Consider the following 13,234-nt stretch of genomic DNA (forward strand, 5'->3'; position numbering starts at 1 on the left):
GAAGAACCAGGACACGGTCCTCCTGCTCCTCCGCGCTCAGCGCAACTGGTGAACTATCGCAGTCCGCGAGAGATCGCTTCGGAAAGTTGAGTTTTCAAAGGTCTCATTGACCACAACCAGAAGAGGTGTTGCTTCCATCTTCAGTACGACCTCCGAAGCCTCCGGCATGCCCGCCGGAGGCTTTTCTGCGCCGTGTGCGCCCATCGCGCCCGCAATCTGGCTGGTGGCCCCGGCGGCCGTTGGAACCTCGCTGTTCCTGATGTTCGGCCTGCCGCTCGACACCTGGATCAGGCTCGCGGTGTGGCTCGTGATCGGGCTTGCGATCTATGCGGCCTATGGTCGACGTCACAGCCGTTTGCCGGTAAGCGCTGAGCGGAGCGCGCGCCTATAGTGCGCAAGCGAGCGGCCTGCTAGATGTACGCGTTGAGATAGCACCGCAAGCCGCGACAAGTCGGCATTCCCGGGGAGGCTCCCATGCAAAATTCAACAGCGCACGCGCGGTGGATGGTCGCCGCGATTGTTTCGGTCGGCCTCATGTCGGCGGTACCAGGTCGCGCAGCATCGGTCGCGCCGGTCGCTGCCGAGAACGGCATGGTGGTCTCGGCGCAGCATCTCGCAACGCAAGTCGGCGTCGAGGTGTTGAAGCGCGGCGGCAACGCGGTCGATGCGGCGGTTGCGGTCGGCTACGCGCTTGCGGTGGCCTATCCCGCCGCCGGCAATCTTGGTGGCGGCGGGTTCATGACCGTCCAGCTTGCCGACGGCCGCAAGACCTTCCTGGATTTCCGCGAGACCGCGCCGAAGGGCGCCACCGCCAACATGTATCTCGACAAGGACGGCAACGTCGTCCCCGGCCTGTCGACCAAGGGGCATCTCGCCGTCGGCGTGCCGGGCTCGGTGGCCGGCATGGAATATGCGCGCGAGAAGTACGGCACGATGAAGCGTGCGGACGTGATCGCACCGGCGCTGCAGCTCGCCGAGGACGGCTTCGTGCTCGACCAGGGCGACGTCAGCATGCTGCAGACCTCGACCAAGGATTTTCAGGACGATCCGGCCTCGGCGGCGATCTTCCTCAACAACGGCAAGCCGTTCCAGGTCGGCGAGCGGCTGACGCAGCACGAGCTCGCCGAGACGCTGCGTGAGATCAGCAAGCGCGGCACCGACGGTTTCTACAAGGGCTGGGTGGGGGCGGCCATCGTCGCCTCGAGCCAGGCCGGCAAGGGCCTGCTCACGCAGGAGGATCTCGACAACTACAAGGTCCGCGAACTCGCGCCGGTCGAATGCGATTATCGCGGCTACCACGTGGTCTCGGCGCCGCCGCCGAGCTCGGGGGGCGTGGTCATTTGCGAGATGCTGAATATCCTCGAGGGTTATCCGCTGAAGGAGCTCGGCTACCACTCCGCGCAGGCGGTGCACTATCAGATCGAGGCGATGCGGCACGCTTATGTCGACCGCAACAGCTATCTCGGTGATCCCGACTTCGTGAAGAATCCGCTCGACCGCCTGCTCGACAAGAATTACGCCGCCAAGATCCGCGCCGCGATCGATCCGGCCAAGGCCGGCGTATCGAAGGACATCAAGCCCGGCGTTCCGCCGCACGAGGGCAGCAACACCACGCATTATTCGATCGCCGACAAGGAGGGCAACGCGGTGTCGGTCACCTACACGCTGAACGACTGGTTCGGCGCCAAGGTGACCGCGGCCAAGACCGGTGTGCTGCTCAATGACGAGATGGACGACTTCACCGCCAAGGTCGGCGTGCCGAACCTCTACGGCCTGGTGCAGGGGGAAGCCAACTCGATTGTCCCGGGCAAGCGCCCGCTGTCCTCGATGAGCCCGACCATCGTGACCAAGGACGGCAAGCCGGTGATGGTGTTGGGCACTCCGGGCGGTAGCCGAATCATCACGGCCGTGCTGCTGACAATGATCAACGCCGTCGACTACGGCATGAACGCGCAGGAAGCCGTCGACATGCCGCGCTTTCATCAGCAGTGGCTTCCGGAACTGACCAACCTCGAGGACTACACGCTGTCGCCGGACACGCGGAAGATCCTGGAAGGGATGGGCCACAAGTTCGGTCCGCCGCAGCCGGCCAATCACCTCGCGGTCATCGTCATCGGCGCGCCGTCGCTCGGCGGCGAGCCGGTCGGCAACAACCGCTTCTATGGCGCCAACGATCCGCGCCGTAACTCGGGGCTCGCTAGCGGCTATTGATTGTCGTTGCACAATCGCGTGGTGGCGGCCGGGCACGGCCGCAGCGGGCGAAAATCGGTGGCGCCTCAGGCGACGGCGCTCGACCTGCCGTCGTCGTGCCCGCTGGTCAGCAGCAGGCGCCGGCGGATCGCGTCCTCGACCAGGGCCAGCGACTGCTTGGCTTCGCGCGCCTCGGCTTCGGCGGCCTGGGCGCGGAATTCGGCCGCGTCGAGCTGCTCCTGCTGGGACTCAATGCGCCGCCGGGCCTCTTCGAGCGCCCGCGATGCATCCCTCAGCTTGCGCTCGGTGGCAGCGATGATTTCGAGCTGCGCCTGTTCGGCAGCCTCGGCGCGGGCTTCCCCGGCGCGAGCCCTGTCCTCGATGCTGCGGAACAAGTCCGCCGCCTGATAGACGAGGTCCAGGGCTTCCGTTCCCATGGCCGACGTGGGCGGTCTTGGAAATCCGAGTACGGTCTGGTCGACCGCAAAAGGCCGTTTAAATCCGCGCAGTGCCATGGAAATCAGCCCGTCGCGAGTCGCGTGTATGCCAACAACTTGCGGTAGTTATAGTTAACAAATCATTGATCCGGTGGGCGCTGCGGGACTGTCCACCGGTTTTCTGCTGACTCGTTGCCCGCAACGGCAGGCAGCCGGGTAGGGAAAGCGGTCGGTCCGTCCAGCGCTTTCCTTTCGCAGCGCGCCCTCGGCGCAAGCGCGACGATCAAGGGGGCGCAGGATTCGGCGAGGCGTGCGCGAATCGAGCGGCGCCGTGGCGTACGGTGGACGCTGCCACCCGGGGGCTCGCCAGGTCGGGCCGGGAAGGTCCGCTGATTTGGCTGCGCGCGCGAGCCGGGCTCTATGGCATAAGTTTGACGCCTGGCGCGCTTTAATTATCCGGTGCTGAATTGCAGGTCAGGGGAGCGACCGATATACCGGGCGGCCTAAGTGGCACGCAGCGCGCTCAGAACGAGCGACGTATTCGCCACGGAAATCTGGTCGATGAAATTTCTGTTGCGGTTCTTCGGGTTCCTGTTCACCGCAGGAACCATCCTGTTCCTGGCTGGTCTGGCCGCCGTTGCAGGACTGTTCTGGCATTTTTCCAAGGATCTGCCCGACTATTCGCAGCTCCAGAACTACGAGCCGCCGGTGATGACCCGCGTCCACGCGGCCGACGGTTCGCTGCTCGGTGAGTTCGCCAAGGAGCGCCGGCTGTACCTGCCGATCCAGGCGGTGCCGAAGCTCGTGATCAACGCCTTCCTCGCCGCCGAGGACAAGAATTTCTACGAGCATGGCGGCATCGATTATACCGGCATGGCGCGCGCCGGCGTCTCCTACGTCCAGAACTTCGGTTCCAATCGTCGTCCGCAGGGCGCCTCCACGATCACCCAGCAGGTCGCCAAGAACTTCCTTCTGACCAACGAGGTGTCGTTCAGCCGCAAGATCAAGGAAGCCCTGCTGGCGATGCGAATCGAGCGGGCCTATTCCAAGGACAAGATCCTCGAGCTCTACCTCAACGAAATCTATCTCGGCCTCGGCGCCTACGGCATCGCGGCGGCCTCGCTGGTCTACTTCGACAAGTCCGTCAATGAACTGACGGTCGCCGAAGCGGCCTATCTGGCGGCGCTGCCGAAAATGCCGGCCAGCCTGCATCCGGTGCGCAACCATGCGCGCGCCATCGAGCGCCGCAACTACGTGATCGACCGCCTGCAGGAGAACGGCTGGATCAGCGTGGCCGACGCCGACAAGGCGCGCAAGGACCCGCTGGCCGTCACCAACCGCAGCAACGGCGCGCACACCTTCGCCGGCGAGTATTTCTCGGAAGAGGTCCGCCGCGACATCTTCGAGCGCTATGGCGAGAAGAAGCTTTATGAAGGCGGCCTGTCGGTGCGCACCACCCTCGACCCCAAGGTCCAGGTGATGGCGCGCAAGGCGATGGTGGCGGGGCTCGTGAACTATGACGAGCAGCAGGGCTATCGCGGCGCGATCCAGAAGCTCGACCTTTCCGCCGACTGGGGCGTGCCGCTCGCCGAAATCAAGTCGCTCTCCGACATCTCGCCGTGGCGAATGGCTGTTGTGCTCGAGAGCAACGACCAGTCGGCGCGGATCGGCTTCCAGCCCGGCCGCGAGCTCGGCGGCGCCATCAGCAAGCAGCGCGAGACCGGAATCATCACGATGGACGGCGTGCGCTGGGCCAGGAGCAAGGGCAAGACGCCGACGGCTGTCTCGCAGGTGCTGCAGCCCGGCGACGTGATCTATGCCGACCCGCTCTTCAAGGACGGCCGCGCCATCGAAGGCCAGTACCGGCTGCGCCAGATACCCGAATTGTCGGGCGCGATGGTGGCGATGGATCCGCATACCGGCCGCGTGCTCGCGATGGTCGGCGGCTTCTCGTTCGACCAGAGCCAGTTCAATCGCGCCACGCAGGCCTACCGGCAGCCCGGCTCGACGTTCAAGCCGATCGTCTATTCGTCGGCGCTCGACAACGGCTATACCGGATCGACCGTCATGATCGACGCGCCGATCGAGATCGACCAGGGGCAGGGCAATGTCTGGCGCCCGGAGAACTTCTCGACCGGCAAATACCAGGGCCAGGTGACGCTGCGCAACGCGCTGCGCCTGTCGCTCAACACCGTGACGGTGCGGCTCGCGCAGGAGATCGGCATGCCGCTGATCGGCGAGTATGCCAAGCGCTTCGGCGTCTATGACGAGTTGCCGAACTATCTCGCCTATGCGCTCGGCGCCGGCGAGACCACGGTGATGCGGATGGCGACAGCCTATTCGATGATCGCCAATGGCGGCGTCCGCGTGAAGCCGACCTTGATCGACCGCATCCAGGACCGCTACGGCCACACCATCTTCAAGCACGACCAGCGCGAATGCCGCGGCTGCGACGCGCCGGAGGGCTGGAAAAACCAGCCCGAGCCGCAGCTCGTCGACCGTCGCGAGCGGGTGCTCGACGCGATGTCCGCCTACCAGATCACCTCGCTGATGGAGGGCGTGATTCAGGCCGGTACCGGCACGGCGCTGAAGGACGTCGGCAAGCCGCTCGCCGGCAAGACCGGCACCTCGAACGAGGCCAAGGATCTCTGGTTCGTCGGCTTCTCGCCGGACCTCGTGGTCGGTCTCTATGTCGGCTACGACAAGCCGCGCTCGCTCGGCCGCAACGCGCAGGCCGGTCACACCGCGGCGCCGATCGCGCGCGACTTCCTGAAGCTCGCGCTCGCCGACAAGCCGGCCACCCCGTTCAAGCAGCCGGTCGGCATCCGGCTGGTGCTGGTCGATGCAAAGACGGGCCTGCGCGCCTCGTCCGGTCAGAAGGGCGTCGTGCTCGAGGCCTTCAAGCCGGGCCAGGCGCCGCCGGCCTATGATTCCTCGTTGGTCGCCGGCACCGACGTGATCGACGGCACCCAGCAGCCGATTTCGCCGGATGCGGATCGGGCCGTGATGCGGTCGGGGACGGGCGGGCTGTACTGACGGCTGCGGTACGCATTCAACAAGACGCCACGGATCGATCTCGCACGAACGTGCGATGCATGCGACAGCGGGCGCTGCCAAAATATCGAAAACAACCCCATGCAAGGGAGCCGGCGATGGCCGGCGTCCGGCCAAGCAACTTGACACGTCGGGCAACTCAGGGGCAAACTTCTAATATTCCGAAAATTGTGCGAATGTCTCTCGCCCCAAGTCTCCCTCGACCAAGACTATCGCATATGGCCTTTGCGGGCTTCTGCAACTGATGCTTCCACGTCGCAGGCGGGAAAGGGAACGCGCCTTCATTCGCGACCACAGACCGCGATTTTACGCCGATGCCCGCCAACAATGCTTGCCAAGCGTGGGACCAAGCAGGTAGAAGGTCGCTCTCGCGCGGGCGCTGATTTGGCAGGCGAACCCGCTGCACCGAGATGTCCAGTCATTCAGCTAAGCTGTTGATCCCACGGACAATTCTTGGGGAATGGTGTAACGGTAGCACAACAGACTCTGACTCTGTTTGTCTTGGTTCGAATCCAGGTTCCCCAGCCAACCTGCCTCAGCGGCGCAACGATCCTCCCAAATTCCGACGAGATTGCCCGGCCTGCGGCTGATGCCGGACCGGATGCAACGCCGCGTGTGCCGTCACAGCATCGAGGGTGGAATAGCCCGGCGTAATCCACCATGGTCTCGCACGTGTGGTCCGGGATGTTGCGACAGAGGTTTAAGCTGATGGACGAAATTCTCTATGCCCGCGAGTCGTCGATTGGCGTCGACGAGTTCATCGATGTGCTGCGCCAGTCGGGCCTCGGTGAGCGGCGTCCGCTCGCGGATACCGACCGGATGGCGCGCATGATCGCCAATACGAATCTGATCGTGACGGCGCGGAAGGCGGGCAGACTGGTCGGCGTCTCGCGTGCGCTGACCGACTTCGCCTATTGCTGCTATCTGTCCGATCTCGCGGTCGATCGGGAATATCAGGGGCACGGTATCGGCAAGCGCCTGATCGCGGAAACGCGGCGCCTCGCCGGGCCCGAGTCGATGTGCCTGTTGCTATCGGCGCCTGACTCGGTGGGGTTCTACAAGTCCATCGGCATGCCGCAGCCGGACAACGCCTTCCTCTACAAGCGCGAGCGATAGGGGCGCTATTTGATCTTGTCGTACACCGTTGCGAAGTCGGCGAGCGGCATCGGGATGCTGATGGTTTCCTTGCCGAGATTCTGGAACGAGACCTTGAGCTGCTTGCCCGATTTGAGCTGTGTCAGGACGTCGGCGGTGATCGGCGCATTGATGTAGCAGCCGCGCGCCTCGCAGGTCTGGATCGGTACATCGACGGCCTTGCCGTCGTCGACCTGCAGCTTGGCGCCGACCGGCAGGTTCAGCCCGAGCGGAAGCTGGATCAGCGCAATCGGCGTGCGGGTGTCGCCGGGGACGCGGATATTGACCAGCACGATCAGCTGTCCGGTCTTGGTGAGCACCGCGGTCTGCTCCATCGCGCATTCGAGCGGCGCCTCGCGGCTCGCGCTGGTGCAGCGCGCGACCCAACCGGTGTTGTTGGGCGATGCGGCGTCACCTTGAGGGGCGGCGGGAGCGGCTGCCGCGACCGGCACGGTCGTAGTCTTGCCTTTGGGCGCCTGGGCGTGGCCATGGCCGGCCAGGCCGAACGCGCTGAACAGGACGACAAGCGATTTTGCGACAATCTTCACCGTACCGGCTCCGAAATGAACAGCTTTCGGATGTGCCGGTATGTGGGCAAAGTCAAGTCACTCGGCGGCCTGCTTGACCGAACCGTCTTCGTCGTCGTCAGCGTCGTGGTCGGCGCGCGGCGAGCGGCCCCAATTCGCAAACGCGTTGGAGAGCCGGTCGAGATAGAGATAGACGACGGGCGTCGTAAACAGGGTCAGCGCCTGGCTGACGATCAGACCGCCGACCATGGCGTAGCCGAGCGGCTGGCGGATTTCCGAGCCGGTGCCGGTGCCGAGCATCAGCGGCACGCCGCCGAGCATTGCCGCCATCGTCGTCATCATGATCGGACGGAAGCGGAGCAGGGCGGCCTGACGGATCGCCGCCACCGGCTCCATGTGCTGGTCGCGCTCGGCGGCGATCGCGAAGTCGACCATCATGATGCCGTTCTTCTTCACGATGCCGATCAAGAGGATGATGCCGATCAGCGCGATCAGCGAGAAGTCGAAGCCGGCAGCCATCAGGATCGCCAGCGCGCCGACGCCGGCCGACGGCAGCGTCGACAGAATGGTGATCGGGTGGATGTAGCTCTCATAGAGGATACCGAGGATCAGGTAGACGACCACGAGCGCAGCCAGAATCAACAGCGGTACGGTCGACAGCGATTGCTGGAACGCCTGCGCAGTGCCCTGGAAGCTCGAGCTCAGGGTCGGCGGCGCGCCGAGGTCCACCATTGCCTTCTGCACCGCTTCCGTCGCCTGGCCGAGCGCTACGCCCTGCGCCAGGTTGAAGGAGATGGTGATCGCCGGGAACTGGCCCTGATGGCTGATCGACAGCGGCCGTACCGGCACGGTGGTCCACTTCGCAAAGGTCGACAGCGGCACCTGTTCGCCCGTCAGCGGCGACTTGAGGTAGATGTTGTTCAGCGTGTCGATCGAGCCCTGCAGCTCGGGCAGCACCTCGAGGATGACGTGGTAGCTGTTGAGCTGGGTGAAATACTGCGTCACCTGGCGCTGGCCGAACGCATCATAGAGCGTGTCGTCGATCAGCTGCGGCTGGATGCCGTAGCGTGAGGCGGTGTCGCGGTTGATCTTGAGCTCGACCGTGGTGCCGTTGGTCTGCTGGTCGGTGGCGACGTCGCGCAGCTGCGGCAGCGTCTGCATCTTGCCGAGGATCTTCGGCGCCCATTCGTTCAGTTCGGCAAGGTTGGCGTCCTGCAGCGTGAACTCGAACTGGGTGCGGGTGGGGCGGCCGCCGAGGCGGACGTCCTGGGCGGCCTGCATGAACAGCCGGGCACCGAGCACCTTCTCCAGCTTGGGCCGCAGGCGGGCGATGATCTGCTGCGCGTTGGCATCACGTTCGTTCAGCGGCTTGAGCGTGATGAACATGTTGCCGTTGTTGCCGGCCCGGCCGCTGCCGCCGATTGCCATCGCCACCGTCGCCACGCCGGGGTCCTGCATGACGATCTTGCTGAGCTCCTCCTGCTTCCCCTTCATTTGGGCGAACGAAATGTCCTGATTGGCTTCCGAGGTCGCGGTGATCAGGCCGACGTCCTGCTGCGGGAAGAAGCCCTTCGGGATGATGACGAACATGTAGATCGACAGCGCCAGCGTCGCGAAGAAGATCATCAGGGTCGTGAACTTCCAGCGCAGCGCGACGTCGAGCGCGCTCTGATAGCCGCGCAGCATCGCATCGAAGCCGCGCTCGCTGAGCTTGTAGAGACGGCCGTGCCGTTCCTCATTATGGGCGCGCAGGAAGCGCGAGGCCATCATCGGGGTCAGCGTCAGCGACACGAACATCGAGACGAAGATCGTCATCGCCAGCACGACCGCAAATTCGCGGAACAGGCGGCCGATGATGCCGCCCATCAGCAGCAGCGGGATGAGCACCGCGACCAGCGAGATGCTAATCGACACGATGGTGAAGCCGATTTCCTTGGAGCCCTTGAATGCGGCGGCCATCGGCCGCTCGCCCTCTTCGATGTAGCGGCTGATGTTCTCCAGCATCACGATGGCGTCGTCGACCACGAAGCCGACTGCAATCGTCAGCGCCATCAGCGACAGATTGTCGAGCGTGTAGCCGAATACCCACATCAGCGCACAGGCGCCGAGCAATGCAAGCGGCACCGTCACGGCAGGGATGACGGTGGCCCAGAAGCTGCGCAGGAAGGCAAAGATTACCATCACGACCAGGAAGATGGTCAGGAGCAGGGTGAACTGGACGTCCTCCACCGCGGCGCGGATCGTGGTCGTGCGGTCGCTGATGATCTCGATCTTGACCGCCGGCGGGATAGCCGCGACCAGCCGGGGCAGCGCCGCCTTGATCTTGTCGACGGTGTCGATGACGTTGGCGCCCGGCTGCTTGAACACGACCAGGAACACGCCGCGCTTGCCGTTGGCCCAGGCGGCCTGCTTGGCGTCCTCGGGCCCGGTAACTGCCTGGCCGATGTCGCGGATCCGCAGCGGCCCGCCATTGCGGTACGCGATGATCACGTCGTTCCAGGGCTCCGCGGTGAGCAGCTGGTCGTTGGCGTAGATGGTGTAGGCGCGGGTGGCGCCGTCGATGTTGCCCTTCGGGCTGTCGACGGTTGCGATGTTGATCGCGGCGCGGACGTCTTCCAGCGACAGACCCTTTGCGACGAGCTTGGCCGGGTCGATCTGAACGCGGACCGACGGCTTCTGCTGGCCGCCGATGACGACCTGCGCGACGCCGGAAATCTGGCTGATCTGCTGGGCAAGCTGGGCGTCGACGGAATCACTGACCGTCGTCAGAGGCAGCGTGTCCGACGTCGCCGACAGCAGCATGATCGGCGCGTCCGCCGGATTGACCTTGCGATAGGTCGGCGGCGAGGGAAGGTTCTTGGGCAGTTGACCGCTGGCGGCGTTGATGGCGGCCTGCACGTCGTTGGCGGCGCCGTCGATTGAGCGGTTGAGGTCAAACTGGATCGTGACCGAAGCGGTGCCGAGATAGCTCGTCGAGGTCATCTGGGCGATGCCGGGGATCTGCGCGAACTGGCGCTCCAGCGGCTGGGCGACCGAACTCGCCATGGTCTCCGGGCTGCCGCCCGGCAGGTTCGCGGTGATCTGGATGGTGGGGAAGTCGACCTGCGGCAGCGGTGCGACCGGCAGCAGCGGATAGGCGACGAGGCCGACGAACAGGATGCCCGCCATCAGCAGCGAGGTACCGATGGGGAAGCGAATGAATGGTGCGGAAATTCCGTCGCTCATTCCTGCGTAACCTTCGACTGGGACGGATCCGAGCTCGCCACCGCCGTCGTCACCAGGGTTCCCGGCGAGACCTTGTACTGCCCCGCGGTGATCACCTGCTGTCCCGGCGACAGACCCTCCTCGATCACCGACTTGCCGTCGATCGACTGGCTGACCTTGAGCTTGCGAAGCTCGGCCTTGTTCTCCTGATTGATAGAATACGCGTAAAGGCCTTCGGTGCCATGCTGCACCGCATCATCCGGGACGACGGTGGCGTCCTTCAAGGTTCGGACCAGGAGCCGGGTCGAGACCGACTGGCCCGGCCAGAGCGCATGGTCCTTGTTATCAAACACCGCCTTTAGCCGAACAGTCCCGCTTGTCGTGTCGACCTGATTGTTGATCAGCGCCAGGGTTCCGGTGGACAGCACCCGCTTGCCGTCGGTGGTCAGCGCAATGGTCTTGGGTGGCGCCGTGGCCAGCGCCGCCTTGATATCGGGGAGCTGATCTTCCGGTGCGGTGAAAATCACCGTGATCGGCTCGATCTGGGTGATCGTCACGATGCCGGTCTGAGCCGAGGCGTTGACGATGTTGCCGATGTCGACCAGTCGCAGGCCGACGATGCCGTCGATCGGGGATTTCACGGTGGCGTAGTCGACCTGGGTCTGGGCGTTGAAGATGGCGGCGTCGTCAGCCGCGATCTGGGCCGTGAGCTGGGCCACGGTGGAGCGCTGGGTGTCGAACTGCTGGCGCGTCGCGAACTCGCCGAGCCTGGTGGTGCGCTGCAGGTCGAGGTTGGCGTTGGCGAGGTTGGCCTCGTCCTGGGCCTTCTTGGCCTTGGCCTGGTCGAGCGTCGCCTGATAGGGCCGCGGATCGATCTCGACCAGCGTATCGCCTGCCTTGACGAACTGGCCTTCCTTGAAGGCGATCCTGGTGATCTGGCCGTCGACCCGGGTGCGGACCTGGACAGTGTTGAACGCCTGCACCGTGCCGAGACCGGTGAGGTAGACCGGGAAGTCGGCCTTCTCGACCGGCGAAATCTTGACCGGAACGGCCGGGCGCTGGGCGGAACGCTTCTGTGCGGCTTCGGCCGCCTGCTGGTCGCTCGTGTGTTTCTGCCAGCCGTAATAACCGGCGGCACCGACCGCAGCGATCACTAAAACCCAACCGATGGTGCGTGACTTTGACATGCGGACTCTTGGGTTCGACGTAACAATAAAGGGTGATCGAAACGGTTCACAGAGCTTGCGGATATAATATGCGTGCACTTAATGTGTAAACACACCAAGGCTTGAGAATCCTAAACATTTGGAAAGGTTTAGGTCAGAAACGAGCGGAAACATTCCGTCTGGGAAACGCACCGAGGACCCCTATGTCGCTCGATCTCAAACGCCAGTTCATCGCGCAGCTCGTCGAGAGCTCGAGGCTGCTGCGCAACTATATCGATCATCGCGCCAAGGCGCGAGGGACCACGCGCGCCCAGTGGATCGTGCTCTTCCGTTTGCGTGAGCAGGAGGGGCTGTCCCAGGTCGATCTCGCCGACGTGCTTGAGCTGCAACCGATCTCGCTGGTGCGCCTGCTTGATCGCCTCGTCGAGCATGGCCTGCTCGAACGCCGTCCCGACCCCAGGGATCGCCGCGCCAATCGTCTGTTCCTGACCAGGACCGGGCGTCGCCTGGTCGACGATCTCGACAGCTTGCGCGATGCGATCGCCGGCGACGTGTTGCGCGACGTGTCGGACAAGCATGTCGAAAGCGGCCTTGCGACGCTTCGCGCGGTCAAGGATCGCATCAAGTCGCTCGGTGAGGACGCCGAGCACATCGCCGCGAAATAGCGCGCGCCTCGTCGCGCAGACTTGCTCTCCATCCGTTCAGCGGCTTGTGCGACCCGGTTGAAACACGCCGGGATGTCGTCCATATCGCGCAGCGACGATGCGAGAGGATGAGGGCTGCGATGGACGAATTGAACGGGCGCATGATGGCATGCCAGATCATGGTCACCGGATTGATCGCGCGCGTCGCCAGCGAGCAGCGTGATCCGCTGCGGTTTCTCACCGACTTCCGCGACGAGATCAAAGCTGTCGTCAACGGCGTCAATATCGCCGGCCTCGACAACAGCGACCGCGTGCGTCAGGTCGCACAGCGGACCATCGACGAGCTGTTTTCGCTGATGAAGCCACCAAGCGCCGAGTGATCGGGGAGGCGCATTGACGGGCCGTGCACGGCGCGGCCAATGACACCAGTTTAGAACGGTAATTAGAACGCTTAAAAACTAGAGTTAGAACGATTTCAAACCACAGATTAGAATCGCTTTGAATTGGGGCGATTCAAGCGAAGTGTGGCGCTCGTCGCATTGATAAAAAAACTCACGCTCGATAACCGAAGGAGACAGTTCGTCGCAGCTTCATTGCGCGATCGAACTGACTTCGTTTGGGGGCGTGCAAGACATGAGCAATGTGAAGGCGCCGAGATCGCTGCGCTTCGATGCAGCGATCGGTTTGGCTGATGATACGGGTTATTCCGCGACGAAGGTCTCCGCGGTCGCGAGCCTGATCGCGGTGGCGTCGTTTTCTGGAGCCGAAGCGCAGCAATCGAATCTGCCGCCGGTCAATGTCGATGCCCCGGTCGCTCGCCCGCGGCCCGTCACGTCAAAGCCGACATCGGACCAGGTCCGCGCCCGCAATGCGCTGCG

General features: G+C 64.1%; 10 protein-coding genes, 1 tRNA gene and 1 pseudogene. 8 read left to right on the plus strand and 4 right to left on the minus strand.

The window, feature by feature from the left end; translation table 11 throughout:
• Positions 1-223: 223 nt before the first annotated feature.
• Both H8A92_RS40890 and ggt read left to right on the plus strand, forming a co-directional pair.
• Entirely contained in the window at positions 224-391 is a 168-nt protein-coding gene (locus H8A92_RS40890) for an amino acid permease C-terminal domain-containing protein (protein ID WP_420831420.1), read from the plus strand.
• Between the two features lie 83 nt (positions 392-474).
• Complete coding sequence (ggt, locus tag H8A92_RS36425; protein WP_229200118.1) at positions 475-2,211, plus strand: gamma-glutamyltransferase; 1,737 nt, start codon at positions 475-477, stop codon at positions 2,209-2,211.
• Between the two features lie 65 nt (positions 2,212-2,276).
• Here the strand turns inward: ggt and H8A92_RS36430 are convergent, their stop codons facing one another.
• Positions 2,277-2,627 carry a hypothetical protein gene (locus tag H8A92_RS36430; protein ID WP_163152737.1) on the minus strand — a complete coding sequence of 117 codons (351 nt, stop codon included), beginning with the start codon at positions 2,625-2,627 and terminating at the stop codon, positions 2,277-2,279.
• Positions 2,628-3,188: 561 nt separating this feature from the next.
• Here H8A92_RS36430 and H8A92_RS36435 point away from each other — a divergent pair.
• From H8A92_RS36435 to H8A92_RS36445, 3 genes are all read left to right on the plus strand, one after another.
• Positions 3,189-5,663 carry a penicillin-binding protein 1A gene (locus tag H8A92_RS36435; protein ID WP_229200119.1) on the plus strand — a complete coding sequence of 825 codons (2,475 nt, stop codon included), beginning with the start codon at positions 3,189-3,191 and terminating at the stop codon, positions 5,661-5,663.
• A 472-nt stretch (positions 5,664-6,135) separates the two neighbouring features.
• Positions 6,136-6,209, plus strand: a tRNA-Gln gene (locus H8A92_RS36440).
• A gap of 180 nt (positions 6,210-6,389) precedes the next feature.
• Complete coding sequence (locus tag H8A92_RS36445; protein ID WP_229200120.1) at positions 6,390-6,797, plus strand: GNAT family N-acetyltransferase; 408 nt, start codon at positions 6,390-6,392, stop codon at positions 6,795-6,797.
• A 5-nt stretch (positions 6,798-6,802) separates the two neighbouring features.
• On the opposite strand, the gene H8A92_RS36450 is transcribed toward H8A92_RS36445, so the two are convergent.
• The 3 genes from H8A92_RS36450 to H8A92_RS36460 are packed head-to-tail and all read right to left on the minus strand — an operon-like array spanning position 6,803 to position 11,733.
• On the minus strand, positions 6,803-7,363 hold the full coding sequence (locus H8A92_RS36450) for an invasion associated locus B family protein (RefSeq protein ID WP_229200121.1): 561 nt from the start codon (positions 7,361-7,363) through the stop codon (positions 6,803-6,805).
• Positions 7,364-7,420: 57 nt separating this feature from the next.
• Positions 7,421-10,567: an efflux RND transporter permease subunit gene (locus H8A92_RS36455; RefSeq protein WP_229200122.1), complete on the minus strand. Its 3,147-nt coding sequence runs from the start codon at positions 10,565-10,567 to the stop codon at positions 7,421-7,423.
• On the minus strand, positions 10,564-11,733 hold the full coding sequence (locus tag H8A92_RS36460; RefSeq protein ID WP_229200123.1) for an efflux RND transporter periplasmic adaptor subunit: 1,170 nt from the start codon (positions 11,731-11,733) through the stop codon (positions 10,564-10,566). Before H8A92_RS36460 ends, H8A92_RS36455 begins: the two co-directional genes overlap by 4 nt.
• A gap of 182 nt (positions 11,734-11,915) precedes the next feature.
• Between H8A92_RS36460 and H8A92_RS36465 the strand changes: the two genes are divergently transcribed.
• From H8A92_RS36465 to H8A92_RS36475, 3 genes and pseudogenes are all read left to right on the plus strand, one after another.
• Positions 11,916-12,377 (plus strand): MarR family winged helix-turn-helix transcriptional regulator, encoded by a 462-nt coding sequence (locus H8A92_RS36465; protein WP_229200124.1) that lies wholly within the window; start codon positions 11,916-11,918, stop codon positions 12,375-12,377.
• A gap of 119 nt (positions 12,378-12,496) precedes the next feature.
• Positions 12,497-12,736 (plus strand): hypothetical protein, encoded by a 240-nt coding sequence (locus tag H8A92_RS36470; RefSeq protein ID WP_163152689.1) that lies wholly within the window; start codon positions 12,497-12,499, stop codon positions 12,734-12,736.
• Positions 12,737-12,989: 253 nt separating this feature from the next.
• Positions 12,990-13,234: pseudogene (locus H8A92_RS36475) on the plus strand (TonB-dependent siderophore receptor); the annotation flags it as partial.

This window comes from Bradyrhizobium acaciae, assembly GCF_020889785.1.
GTDB lineage: Bacteria > Pseudomonadota > Alphaproteobacteria > Rhizobiales > Xanthobacteraceae > Bradyrhizobium > Bradyrhizobium acaciae.

Bases quoted from the DNA above. Each gene is read 5' to 3' on its own strand.
- ggt (WP_229200118.1), top strand. From the start codon at position 475: ATGCAAAATTCAACAGCGCACGCGCGGTGGATGGTCGCCGCGATTGTT.
- H8A92_RS36430 (WP_163152737.1), bottom strand. From the start codon at position 2,627: ATGGGAACGGAAGCCCTGGACCTCGTCTATCAGGCGGCGGACTTGTTC.
- H8A92_RS36435 (WP_229200119.1), top strand. From the start codon at position 3,189: ATGAAATTTCTGTTGCGGTTCTTCGGGTTCCTGTTCACCGCAGGAACC.
- H8A92_RS36445 (WP_229200120.1), top strand. From the start codon at position 6,390: ATGGACGAAATTCTCTATGCCCGCGAGTCGTCGATTGGCGTCGACGAG.
- H8A92_RS36455 (WP_229200122.1), bottom strand. From the start codon at position 10,567: ATGAGCGACGGAATTTCCGCACCATTCATTCGCTTCCCCATCGGTACC.
- H8A92_RS36460 (WP_229200123.1), bottom strand. From the start codon at position 11,733: ATGTCAAAGTCACGCACCATCGGTTGGGTTTTAGTGATCGCTGCGGTC.
- H8A92_RS36465 (WP_229200124.1), top strand. From the start codon at position 11,916: ATGTCGCTCGATCTCAAACGCCAGTTCATCGCGCAGCTCGTCGAGAGC.
- H8A92_RS36470 (WP_163152689.1), top strand. From the start codon at position 12,497: ATGGACGAATTGAACGGGCGCATGATGGCATGCCAGATCATGGTCACC.